Raw genomic sequence first — 12036 nt, 5'->3', positions numbered from 1 at the left:
TCGACAGTGGAGGCGGATACGCCATGGATGTGAAGAAGATCGCGCTCTTGTTCGGAGCGCTCCTGGTTGCGGCGGTCACCGCCGTCATGGCCAAGAACATGTTCACCGGCGCGTCGGCGCCGCAGGCGCAGGCCGCGCAGGTGCCGATGGGTCCCAAGATCCTCGTCGCCAAGAAGGCGCTGCCGGTCGGCACGATCGTCGACGCGGAGGCCTTCACCTTCCAGCCGTGGCCGAAGGAGCTGATCCAGAACGCCTACTATCAGGAAGGCCAGCCCGATAGCGACATGCGCAAGCTGATCGGCACGGTGGTCCGCAACCAGGTCACCGCCGGCCAGCCGCTGACCCGCGGCAACCTCGTCGGCCCGCAGGACCGTGGCTTCCTCGCCGCGGCGCTTGGCCCGGGCATGCGCGCCGTGACCATCCCGGTCGACGGCCGCACCGGCGGCGTCGGCGGCTTCATGTTCCCGGGCGACCGCGTCGACCTGGTGCTGAGCCAGACCGTGGCCGGTGGCGGCGACGGCCCGCCGCTCAAGGTCTCCGAGACGATCATCCGCAACCTGCGCATCCTCGCGATCGACCAGCGGACCGACGGCGCCAAGGACGACAAGGGCAACCCGATTGTCAGCAAGGCCGACACCATCACCCTCGAGGCGACGCCGCGGCTCGCCGAGAAGATCGCGGTGGCGCAGAGCCTGGGCAACCTCTCGCTCTCGCTGCGCTCGATCGCCGACAACACCGCCGACTTCGAGCGGGCGGTCGCCGAGGGGCAGGTCAAGCTGCCCGCCAACGCGACCCCGGAGGACGAGCGCAAGATGATGCTCTCGTTCGCCAGCCAGCCGATCGACAACGGCAGCACCTACAGCACGGGTGGTGACGTCAGCCGGTTCCAGCGCCGCACGGTGCCGGGCAAGGCGGGCGCCAGCGAGTCGCTTCAGACCGCGACCCGCTCGCTCGACCGCATGAGCAGCGCGCTCGGCAGCCTCGCCGGCGGCGGTTCCAACGCCAATGCCATCCCGGCCGGACCCGCGGTCCGCGTCGCCCGGGGCAACAACGTCAGCTACGTTCCAGTGGGGGCACGTTAAATGACCAGCCGTAAGATCGCTCGCCAGTCTCGCCTCGGCGTCGCCGCCGCGGCCCTGGCCCTCAGCCTGGGAACGACGGTCCTTGCCGCCGCCCCCGCTGCCGCCCAGTCGCGCGCCGCTCGTCCGGCCGAGACGCTCAACCTCAGCCAGGGCACGGGGACCATGGTCCGCCTGTCCGCGCCGATGACCGACCTGTTCGTCGCCAACGACCAGATCGCCGATGTCCAGGTCCGCTCGTCGAACCAGCTGTACATCTTCGGCAAGGGCAAGGGCGAGACCACCGTCTACGCCACCGATCGCGGTGGCCGGGTGGTCTATGCCGCCAACGTCCGCGTCGGCACCAACGTCGGTTCGGTCGACGACATGCTCCGCATGGCGATGCCCGACGCCAACATCCAGGCGACCCCGATGAACAACCTCGTGCTGCTGACCGGTACGGTCGCCAGCCCGCAGGACGCCGCCGAGGCCCAGCGCCTCACCGCGGCCTATGTCGGGACCGGCACCGAGGTCGTCAGCCGCTTGCGCACGGCGACCCCGCTGCAGGTCATGCTCAAGGTCAAGATCGTCGAGATCAACCGCTCGCGTTTGAAGACCATCGGCGTCAACCTGCTCGCCAACACCAAGGGCGGGTTCCGGATCGGCGTGGCGCAGGGCCAGGGCATCTACCTGCCCCCGGTCGGCAGCACGCCGGGCACCACCGGCAGCGCGGGCGATATCATCCGCAGCGCGACCGGCTCGACCATCTCGGGCGTCGGCAAGCTGTTCGGGCTCGACCTCATCAGCTCGATCGACCTGTCGTCGAACGACGGGTTCATCACGACCCTCGCCGAGCCGACGCTGACCGCTTTGTCGGGCGAGACCGCCAGCTTCCTGGCCGGCGGCGAGTTCCCGATCCCGGTCTCGCAGTCGCTGGGTTCGCTCAGCATCGAGTATAAGCAATACGGTGTCGGCCTCGCCTTCACCCCGATCGTGCTCAACGACGGTCGCATCTCGCTGCGGGTTCGCCCCGAAGTCAGCGAGCTTAGCGACGCGGGTTCGGTCCGCCTCAACGGTTACGTCATCCCGGCGCTAACTACGCGGCGCGCCGAGACCACCGTCGAATTGGGCTCGGGCCAGTCGTTCATGCTCGCCGGCCTGCTGCAGAACCGCAACAACAACTCGATCCAGAAGGCGCCGTTCCTCGGCGACATTCCGGTCCTCGGGGCGCTGTTCCGGTCGAGCAGCTATCAGCGCAACGAGACCGAGCTGGTGATCGTGGTCACCCCGTATCTGGTGCGCCCGACCTCGGGTCAGCTCGCCACGCCGGCCGACGGCTATCGGGCGCCGAGCGACACTCAGCTCAACCTCGAGGGCCAGACCTTCAAGGGCGTTTCGGGTCCGCGCGCGGTCGCTCCGGTTCCGGGGCCCGGCTTCCCGGTGACCACCGGAACGGCGGCCATCGCCGCGCCGGCCACCGCGACCGCCGCTCCCGGCTTCAAGCTTTGATGCCGCTCGTCAGGCAAAAGGAAGAGATGATGCGCTCCAAACTCACCCTTGTCGCGATCGCCGCGGCCATGACCAGCGCCTGCGGCTACACCACCCAGGACCAGCCCTCGAAGGGGGTGCTGCCGGTCAACGTGCCGGTCGTCTCCCGCAGCGACTTCACGTTCGACGTGGCGGCGCCCGGCGGCACCATCCCGGCCTATGAGGCAGGACGGCTCGACGCCTGGTTCCAAGGCCTCCAGCTCGGCTACGGCGACAACGTCTATGTCGACGGGCCGATGGCCGCCTCGGTTCGCGGCGACGTCGCCCGGGTCGCCGGCAAGTACGGCCTGCTGGTCGCCCCGGCGGGCGCCCCGGTGACGGTCGGCGTGATCCCCGCCGGCGCGGTCCGCGTGGTCGTCAGCCGCACCCGCGCCAGTGTTCCGAACTGCCCCAACTGGAGCGACCCGGCCCAGCCGGACTTCCAGAACCGGAGCATGTCGACCTGGGGCTGCGCGGTGAACGGCAACCTCGCCGCGATGATCGCCAATCCCGAGGACCTGGTCCACGGCCGCGAACCGAGCGGGGTCACCGATCCCGTCGCTGCGAGCCGCGCGATCGACCTCTACCGGAGCAAGCCGATGACCGGCGCGACCGGGCTTCAAGACACCAAAGCCGGAGGCAAGTAAATGAACGCGCCTTTCCATGCTCGCGCCGGTTTGCGCGACCCGTTCCAGGCCTTCGTCTGCGACGATGCCACTGCCGACATGCTGCGTCCGGTCGCGGTCGAACACGGCTGGTCGCCGGAGAAGGTCAACAAGGGCGGGCTGCGCAACGCGGTCCAGTCGCTGTCCGTCTCCGCCAGCCCTAACATCCTGTTCGTGGACCTGTCGGAATCGGCCGATCCCTTGAACGACATCAACGCCCTGGCCGAGGTTTGCGAGCCCGGCACGGTGGTGATCGCCTCGGGCCAGGTCAACGACGTCCGCCTCTACCGCGACCTCGTCGCCAGCGGCATCCACGATTATCTGCTCAAGCCGTTCAGCGTCGACCAGCTGCGCGACACGCTGACCCACGCCCAGACCATCCTGGCGGGTCCGCGCGGCGAAGCGCAGGTCGATCGCCCGCACGTCATGAGCGCCGTGATCGGCGTCCGCGGCGGCGTCGGCGCCTCGACCATCGCCACCTCGCTGGCTTGGCTGCTGGGTGACAAGGCGCATCGCTCGACCGCGCTGCTCGACCTCGACATCCACTTCGGGACCGGCGCGCTGGCGCTCGACCTCGAGCCGGGTCGTGGCCTCACCGACGCGATCGAGAATCCGAGCCGCATCGACGGGCTGTTCATCGAACGCGCCATGGTTCGCGCCAACGAGCGGCTGAGCGTGCTGTCGGCCGAAGCGCCGATCAACCAGCCGCTGATCACCGACGGCGCCGCCTTCTTCCAGCTCCAGGAGGAGATGAAGAACGCGTTCGAATCGACCGTGATGGACCTGCCGCGGCAGATGCTGATCCAGTATCCGCACATGGTGCACGACGCCCATGTCGCGGTGGTGGTCAGCGAGCTGACGCTAGCGGCGACCCGCGACACCATCCGCCTGCTCGCCTGGCTCAAGGCCAATGCGCCGCAGACCAAGGTGATCGTGGTCGCCAACCGGATGCCCTCGGGCGGCGCGCTGGAAATCAACCGCAAGGATTTCGAGCAGTCGATCGAACGTCCGATCGACCTCGTCATCGCCGAGGACGGCAAGCTGTCGGCGCAGGCCGCCAAGCTTGGCAAGCCGGTGGCGGAAGTCGCCAGCGGCAAGTCGGCGCAGCCCTACCTCGCCCTGTGCAACATGGTGCTGAGCCATGCCACCGAGGACGGGGTCGAGGTGGCGGCGGCGAAGCCGGCCGCGGCCGGCGGCAAGTCGATGATCGGCGGTTTCAAGGCGATGCTCGCCAAGCAGCCCAAGGCCGCCTGAGCCGAGCGGTCGCCGCGTAAAGCGCGCGGCGACCGAACGGCCCGTAGTCAAGACATGAAGGACTGAACCGATGCAGATGCTGGTGATCATGGCCGGAGCGATGCTGCTGGTGCTGGCGATGGTCGTGTTCGCCTTCCGCGGCCCCTCGCCCGCCAAGTCGGTCAAGCGCCGCATGGAGCTCTTGAAGGAGCGCCACGGCGGCACCCCGCTGCAGGCTTCGGCCCAGGCGCAGATCCGCAAGCTGATGGCGCAGCGCCAGAACCGGGTGGAGAGCGCGTTCAGCTCGCTCATCCCCAAGCCCGCGCTGCTCCGCCTCCGGCTCGAGCGGACCGGCAAGACCTGGACGCTCGGCCGCTACGCGATGACCTGTTGCGGGATCGCGGTGGTCGCGGCGCTGCTGCTCGCCTTCAAGGGCATGCCGTTCCTGCTGTCGCTGTTCCTCGGCCTGTTCGTCGGCATCGGCCTGCCCCACTTCGTGGTCGGCAAGATGATCACGCGCCGGGTCGGCAAGTTCAACGTCAACTTCCCCGACGCGATCGAGCTGATGGTCCGCGGCCTGCGGTCGGGTCTGCCGATCACCGAGACGCTGAGCGTCGTCGCGACCGAGATGAAGGGCCCCGTCGGGGTCGAATTCCGCGCGGTGTCCGACAAGATGAAGATCGGGCGGACGATGGAAGCCGCGCTGCAGGAAACCTCGGACCGGCTCGGCACCGCCGAATTCCAGTTCTTCGTCATCACCCTGGCAATTCAGCGCGAGACCGGCGGTAACCTGGCGGAAACACTCAGCAACCTTGCCGACGTGCTCCGCAAGCGCGCGCAGATGAAGCTCAAGATCCGCGCGATGAGCTCGGAATCGAAGGCTTCGGCGATGATCGTCGGCGCCCTGCCCTTCATCGTGTTCGGCTTGGTGACGATGATCAACCCGACTTACATGGGCGGCTTCTTCGTCGATCCCCGCCTGATCGTGGCCGGCATCGGGGGCCTGTTCTGGATGAGCATTGGCGTGTTCATCATGGCCAAGATGATCAACTTCGAGATCTAGGGGGTCTTTGACATGCAATCCGGCGCCACTGGCCCCACCCTGCTCGGGATCGACGTCGTCTTCGTGGCGACCATCCTCTCGGCAGTCGCCACCTTCGCGGTCATGCTGGCGATCTACGCCGGGATGACGGCGCGCGATCCGATGATCCGCCGCGTCAAAGCGCTCAACGAGCGTCGCGAGCAATTGAAGGCGGGCATCGTCGCCTCGACCAACAAGCGCAAGAAGCTGACCAACAAGAATGCGGCGGCCGACAAGGTCCGCGGCTTCCTCGGCAGCTTCAAGATGCTTCAGGACGACCAGATTCAGAAGACCCAGATCCGCCTGATGCAGGCCGGTATCCGGACTAAGGATCTCGCCTTCTTCGTCATCCTCGCGCGCTTCCTCGCGCCGTTGATCCTGGGCGTGATCGTCATCCTGATGGTCTATGTCTTCAACACCTTCCCGGCGTGGGGCGCATTCAAGAAGTACGCCCTCGTCGCGGGCACCATCGGCCTCGCCTACAAGGCGCCCGACCTGTGGCTGTCGAACAAGGTCAAGAAGCGCAGCAACGAGGTCCGCAAGGGCCTGCCCGACGCGCTCGACCTGTTGGTCATCTGCGCCGAGGCCGGCCTCACCGTCGACGCCGCCTTCGCCCGCGTCGCCAAGGAGCTCGGCCGGGCCTATCCGGAACTGGGCGACGAATTCGGCCTGACCTCGATCGAGCTGGGCTTCCTCGCCGAGCGCCGGATCGCGTTCGAGAACCTCGCCACCCGCATCGATCTGGAAGCGGTGCGCGGCGTGGTGACGACCATGATCCAGACCGAGAAGTACGGCACCCCGCTGGCCAGCGCGCTGCGCGTGCTGTCGGCCGAGTTCCGCAACGAGCGGATGATGCGCGCCGAGGAAAAGGCCGCGCGGCTGCCCGCGATCATGACCATCCCGCTCATCCTGTTCATTCTGCCGACGCTGTTCGTCGTCATCCTCGGGCCCGCGGCCTGCCGGATCAGCGACAACTTCATCCACCGCAAGCCGTAAAGGCTTCGCGAGGGAGGCACGAGGGCCCGTCCGGTTGTTCCGGGCGGGCCCTTTGCGTTGGGGATGGGCGCGCGTGGAACCAGCGCGGCGATACGACGTCTAGTCGTTACGCAATCAGCACAAGGATGTTTGAAACGATGACCAGCTTCACGCCCGACCAGTGGGTGATCATCGGCCTGGTGTTCGTGCTCGGCTTCCTGGTCGGCGCCTGGGCGACCAGCGGCGGCCGCCGCAAGTGGAAGGCGCGCTACGTCGCCGAGCAGGACCAGCGCCGCGTGCTCGAAAAAACGCACGAGGAGCGCGAGGCGCATTGGGCCGCGCGCGAAAAGGACTGGCGCGAGCAGGACTCGCTCCGCTCCGCCGCGGCGCGTGACCGGGTGGTCGAGCGGCCGGTGGTCGCCGAGCGCCGCCCGGGCGACCTCGACGGCGACGGGATTCCCAACCGCGCCGATGCCCGCCCGATCGACGGCGATCGGTATTGAGCGGGTCGTAACCTACTTCGTCATTGCGAGCGTAGCGAAGCAATCCATCTGCGGCGGGTGAAGCCACTGTAGTGGATTGCTTCGCCTTCGGCTCGCAATGACGGGAGTGTCTACCCCTCGATCTTCGAGAAATCGGCGACCGTGTGAACCGCGGCGCGGAAGCGGGCGAGGAGGTTGAGGCGGCGGGCGCGAACCTCCTTGTCGGGGTCGTTCACCGTCACCTGCTCGAAGAAGGCATCGATCGGCGTCCGCAGCGAGGCGAGCGCGCCCATCGCGCCGGCGAAATCCTCGCGCGCTACCGCCGCGGCGGCGGTCGGCTCGGCCGCCTCGAGCGCGGCGACCAGCGTCTGTTCCTCGGCGGGGGCATTGGCGTTGTGCGGCGAGCCGAGCGCCATCTCGGCGACGGCGGCGGCGATCGCCGGTTCCTCGACCAGCGCCAGCGGGTCTTCCTCGCCGGTCTGCGGCATCCCCTGCTCGCCGCGCGTCGCCATCACCCGCGGCAGGTCCCACTCCTCCTTGCGGAGAATGTTCGCCGCGCGCTTGTAGCCGGCGAGCAGGTTGCGGCCGTCGTCGGTGGTGACGAACGCCTGCAGCGCCGCGACGCGAGCGAGCAGGCGGACGAGGTCGTCCTCGCCCCCGAGTGCGAACACCGCGTCGATCAGGTCGTGGCGGACACCGGCTTCGCGCTGCTGAACCTTGAGACGTTCGGCAAGAAACCACAAAACGTCGGTAGCTTTTTGGTCGTCGTAATAGCGATCAGCATCGAGCGTCCGTTCGAATAGATTTCCAAACGCCTCCACCGCCGCCAGCTGGGCTCCAAGACGTAGATTGTTCTGCACGATCAGCGCGATCATGCCGAGAGCTGCTCGACGGAGGGCGAACGGGTCTTTCGAGCCTGTTGGAGCCTCGTTGATGACGAAGAACGCAACGATCGAGTCCAGCTTGTCTGCCAGGCTGACCGCCACTGTCACCGGTGCGGTCGGCACGTCGTCGCCCTGCCCGACCGGCTTGTAGTGATCGCGGATCGCCTCGGCGACGGCCTTGGGCTCGCCCTGCGCTTCGGCGAGGTAGCCGCCGATCAGGCCCTGCAATTCGGGGAATTCGCCGACCATGCCGGTGACGAGGTCGGCCTTGGCGAGCCGCGCGGCGCGCTCGGCTTGCGCAGCAAGCGTCATCCCGGCGGAGGCCGGGATCTCAGCGTGCTCGGACGCCGCACCTTCGCGAACTGAGGTCCCGGCCTGCGCCGCGACGACGCCTTCCTCGACCAGCCAGCGAGCGAGCTTCGCCACCCGCTCGACCTTGTCGGCGACGGTGCCGAGCTTTTCGTGGAAGACGATTTGCGACAGCCTCTGCGCCTGCTCTTCGAGCGGGATTTTGAGGTCCTGCTCCCAGAAGAAGCGGGCGTCGCTGAGGCGGGCGGCGAGGACTCGCTGGTTGCCGGCGACGATGGCCTTGCCGCCGTCGCTCGCCTCGATGTTGGCGGTGCAGATGAACGCGTTGGCGAGCGCGCCTTCGTTGCCGCGCAGCACGAAATATTTCTGGTTCACGCGCGCGGTGAGCTGGATGACCTCGGGCGGCACGTCGAGATAGTCGCTGTCGAAGCGGCCGAGCAGCGGCACCGGCCATTCGGTGAGGCCGGCATTCTCGGCGACGAGGCCCTCGTCGGCGACCAGCTCGAGCCCGGCCTCGGCGGCGAGCGCCTGGGCGCGGTCGCGGATCAGCGCGGCGCGCTCCTCGGGATCGACGACGACATGGCAGGCGCGCAGTTTCTCGACATAGTCGTGCGCGCCGCCGAGCGTGATCGGGCCCGGGTGGTGGAAGCGGTGGCCGACCGTGCTCGCCCCGCTGGCGATGCCGTCGACATCGACCGGCACCAGCTCGTCGCCGAGCAAAGCGACGATGCCGTGCAGCGGGCGGACCCAGCGCAGCGACGCGGTGCTGGCGCTCGCCGCGCCCCAGCGCATCGACTTGGGCCAGGGGAAGCCGCGCACGATCCGCTCGATCGCCGGGCCGAGGACGTTGCTGGTCGCCTGTCCCGCCTTGTCGATTTGCCCGAACCAGACGCCGTCGCGCTCGACCAGCTGGTCCTGGGTGAGCCCGGTCTTGCGGAGGAAGCCCTCGAGCGCCTGCGGCGGGGCCGAGCTGCGCGGCCCCTTCACTTCCTCGGACACCGCCGCGGTGGCCAGCGGCAGCCCGCGCGCGATCAGCGCCAGCCGGCGCGGGGTGGCGAAGGTCTCGATTGCCGCGGCGGCGAGCCCGGCCTTGGCGAACTCCTCGGCGAGCATCCGCGCCAAGTCGTTGCGCGCCCGCGCCTGCATACGCGCGGGAATTTCCTCGCTGAGCAACTCGAGCAGGAAGTCGGCGGTGGCGGTCATGCCGACACTCCCTCGCTCTCCACCCACTTGGCGCAGGCGGCCTTGGCGAGGTCGCGGACGCGGCCGATGTAGGCTTGGCGCTCGGCGACCGAGATGACGCCGCGGGCCTGGAGGGTGTTGAAGATGTGGCTGGCCTTGATCGCCTGCTCGTAGGCGGGGATGGCGAGGCCGGCGGCGAGGCTGTTCTCGCATTCGGCGGCGGCCTTCCTGAAGCCGTCGAACAGGCTGTCGGTGTCGGCGACCTCGAAGTTCCAGCGGCTCATCTGGCGCTCATTCTCGAGGAAGACGTCGCCGTAGGTCACGCCCTCGTTGTTGAACTTGAGGTCGAAGACGTTGTCGACGCCCTGAATGTACATCGCCAGCCGCTCGAGCCCGTAAGTGAGCTCGCCCGCGACGGGCAGGCAGTCGAACCCGCCGACCTGCTGGAAGTAGGTGAATTGGGTCACTTCCATCCCGTCGCACCAGACCTCCCAGCCAAGCCCCCAGGCGCCGAGCGTCGGGCTTTCCCAATCGTCCTCGACGAAGCGGATGTCGTGGGCGTGGAGGTCGACGCCGATCGCCGCGAGGCTGTCGAGATAGAGCTGCTGGAGGTTGGGCGGGCTCGGCTTCAGCATCACCTGATACTGGTAGTAAGCGCCCAGCCGGTTGGGGTTCTCGCCATAGCGGCCGTCGGTCGGGCGGCGGCACGGCTGGACGTAGGCGGCCTTCCAGGGCTTGGGGCCGAGCGCGCGCAGCACGGTCGCGGGATGGAAGGTCCCCGCCCCCATTTCGAGGTCGTAGGGCTGGAGGATCAGGCACCCCTTGTCCGACCAATAATGGTGGAGGGTGAGGATCAGGTCCTGGAAAGAAAGCGGCGCGGTCACGGGCCGGGGCAATGGCACTGCCTTCTCCGCTTGCCAAGCCGCCCCTACATGGTCCGTTAACAGCCGCGCCCCGATGGAGTGATCATGCAGTTCAAAACCATAGTTCGCCGGGGCCTTGCGGCGCTCGGTCTCGCCGCCACCGCCGTGGCCTGTACCTCGTCGACCAGCAGCGCGGCGCCCGCCGCCGCGCCGCATCCCGCGCTGTGGCGCGTGGCGGACAAGGACACGACGATCTACCTGTTCGGGACGATCCACCTGCTGCCCAAGGGCTATCAGTGGCGGACGCCCAAGTTCGACAAGGCGCTCGCGAGCTCGAACGGGCTGGTGGTCGAGACGATCGTCGATCCCAAGAACCCCGCGCCGCTGGCGCAGGCGCTGATGACGCTGGGGATGAGCCCGGGCCAGCCGCCGCTGGTTCAGCGGGTGCCGGTCGACAAGCAGGGCGCGCTGCTGACCGCGGTCAAGGCGTCGGGGGTGCCGATCCAGGCGTTCGACAAGATGGAGACCTGGGCGGCGGCGTTCATGTTGCTCGGCACGCAATTCCACTCGCTCGGGCTGCAGGGCGAGGACGGGGTCGAGACGACCCTGCGTGACAGCTTCACCGGGGCGGGCAAGCCGATCGGCCAGCTCGAGACCAATGCCGAGCAGCTGGGCTTCTTCGACCGCCTTCCCGAGCAGGCGCAGCGCGACTTGCTGCTCTCCGCGCTCGAGGATCCGGCGACGGCCAAACACGAGTTCGACGGGATGCTGGCGAGCTGGACCCGCGGCGACGTCAAGGGAATGGCGATCGCGTTCAACGAGGAGATGCAGGCCTCGCCCGCGCTCAAGGACGCGTTGCTGGTGCAGCGCAACCGCAACTGGGCGGGGTGGGTCGAGCGGCGGCTGGCGCAGCCGGGGACGGTGTTTGTGGCGGTCGGCGCGGGGCATCTGGCGGGACCGGAATCGGTGCTGGCGATGCTGCAGGCGCGTGGCCTGAAGGTCTCGCGGGTGCAGTGACGAGGCCGGCTGCACCGTGCCTCAGCTGATCTTGTCTACCCGCGGGAAGCAGATTCCCGAGCGCACGTTCATATGAGGACGAAAATTGGCCGGGAATGTCTGCTTTGGGTGGAAAGCAGACTTAATCGGACTTTCCGAGCAGGCGAAGCGCTGTGAAGCGAAAGCCTTCCCAGGCGGCTGGGATGCCAATCAGGGCAATCAAGAAATTGACATCGCTGTCCCACCTGGAATGAAAGAGCGCAACGTATGCGAACCCGACTGCAAAGAGGACGGCCAGGAACCTCGATCCAAACCTGCGCATAAAGCCTATCTATCGACTAGAGCCCCTGCCGCGACGTCCGCAACGGGTGGCGAGCGGACATTGGCTTTATTGTGTGGCTCTCAAACGGCGGGCTACGAGCGCAGGCAAGCCGACGATGGTTGCAAATTGCATGATCGCTATGTCGACAAGCAGGGCTCGCAGGAAAGCAACCGTAGGGGCCAGGTCGTGGCCCAATGTGACAGAGGCAAAGGCACCTAAGCCGAGAGCGGCGACGACCCTGTATGCTCTCGATAGTCGCGGGCTGATCAGTTTCACGGTGTGCTCAGACTTCGCACTAGCGTAGGCCTGAGGCAGGGCCGCGAGCGTTGGCGGAGCAAGCGCTGCGATTAAGGCGCGGCGGCTATCAGCAGCACGAACTGAAGAGTAAACATCCACCCCCAAATTGCTGTCTCAAGCTTTGTTACGCTTCTCGTCAGGTCACCCTCCTGAACGGCAGCT

At 67.6% G+C, this 12036-nt stretch carries 11 protein-coding genes; 9 read left to right on the top strand and 2 right to left on the bottom strand.

Annotated elements, in window-relative coordinates; genetic code table 11:
* Positions 1-23: 23 nt before the first annotated feature.
* From cpaB to GCU42_RS01385, 7 genes are all read left to right on the top strand, one after another.
* Positions 24-1082 carry a Flp pilus assembly protein CpaB gene (gene cpaB, locus GCU42_RS01415; RefSeq protein WP_114228181.1) on the top strand — a complete coding sequence of 353 codons (1059 nt, stop codon included), beginning with the start codon at positions 24-26 and terminating at the stop codon, positions 1080-1082.
* Entirely contained in the window at positions 1083-2567 is a 1485-nt protein-coding gene (locus GCU42_RS01410) for a type II and III secretion system protein family protein (RefSeq protein WP_114228182.1), read from the top strand.
* A 26-nt stretch (positions 2568-2593) separates the two neighbouring features.
* Positions 2594-3232 (top strand): CpaD family pilus assembly protein, encoded by a 639-nt coding sequence (locus GCU42_RS01405; RefSeq protein WP_240309500.1) that lies wholly within the window; start codon positions 2594-2596, stop codon positions 3230-3232.
* Positions 3233-4504: a pilus assembly protein CpaE gene (locus tag GCU42_RS01400; protein WP_114228183.1), complete on the top strand. Its 1272-nt coding sequence runs from the start codon at positions 3233-3235 to the stop codon at positions 4502-4504.
* Positions 4505-4580: 76 nt separating this feature from the next.
* Positions 4581-5546 (top strand): type II secretion system F family protein, encoded by a 966-nt coding sequence (locus tag GCU42_RS01395; protein ID WP_425505004.1) that lies wholly within the window; start codon positions 4581-4583, stop codon positions 5544-5546.
* 12 nt (positions 5547-5558) lie between these two features.
* The gene (locus GCU42_RS01390) at positions 5559-6560 is read left to right on the top strand and encodes a type II secretion system F family protein (protein WP_114228185.1); all 1002 of its coding nucleotides are present in this window, start codon (positions 5559-5561) and stop codon (positions 6558-6560) included.
* A gap of 137 nt (positions 6561-6697) precedes the next feature.
* Positions 6698-7042: a hypothetical protein gene (locus GCU42_RS01385; protein WP_152569414.1), complete on the top strand. Its 345-nt coding sequence runs from the start codon at positions 6698-6700 to the stop codon at positions 7040-7042.
* Positions 7043-7152: 110 nt separating this feature from the next.
* Here the strand turns inward: GCU42_RS01385 and glyS are convergent, their stop codons facing one another.
* Entirely contained in the window at positions 7153-9417 is a 2265-nt protein-coding gene (gene glyS / locus GCU42_RS01380; RefSeq protein WP_114228187.1) for a glycine--tRNA ligase subunit beta, read from the bottom strand.
* Positions 9414-10280, bottom strand: a complete 867-nt coding sequence (locus GCU42_RS01375) for a glycine--tRNA ligase subunit alpha (RefSeq protein WP_205214995.1) — start codon at positions 10278-10280, stop codon at positions 9414-9416. Before GCU42_RS01375 ends, glyS begins: the two co-directional genes overlap by 4 nt.
* 84 nt (positions 10281-10364) lie before the next feature.
* Here GCU42_RS01375 and GCU42_RS01370 point away from each other — a divergent pair, with 84 nt between their 5' ends.
* Positions 10365-11276 (top strand): TraB/GumN family protein, encoded by a 912-nt coding sequence (locus GCU42_RS01370; protein ID WP_114228188.1) that lies wholly within the window; start codon positions 10365-10367, stop codon positions 11274-11276.
* A gap of 85 nt (positions 11277-11361) precedes the next feature.
* Positions 11362-11796: a hypothetical protein gene (locus tag GCU42_RS01365; protein WP_152569413.1), complete on the top strand. Its 435-nt coding sequence runs from the start codon at positions 11362-11364 to the stop codon at positions 11794-11796.
* The last annotated feature ends 240 nt before the right edge of the window (positions 11797-12036 follow it).

The organism is Sphingomonas ginsengisoli An et al. 2013 (genome assembly GCF_009363895.1).
GTDB classification, from domain to species: Bacteria; Pseudomonadota; Alphaproteobacteria; order Sphingomonadales; family Sphingomonadaceae; genus Sphingomicrobium; species Sphingomicrobium ginsengisoli.
Note: the sequence above shows the minus strand (reverse complement) of the source record. Positions and strands in the feature narration are given on the sequence as shown.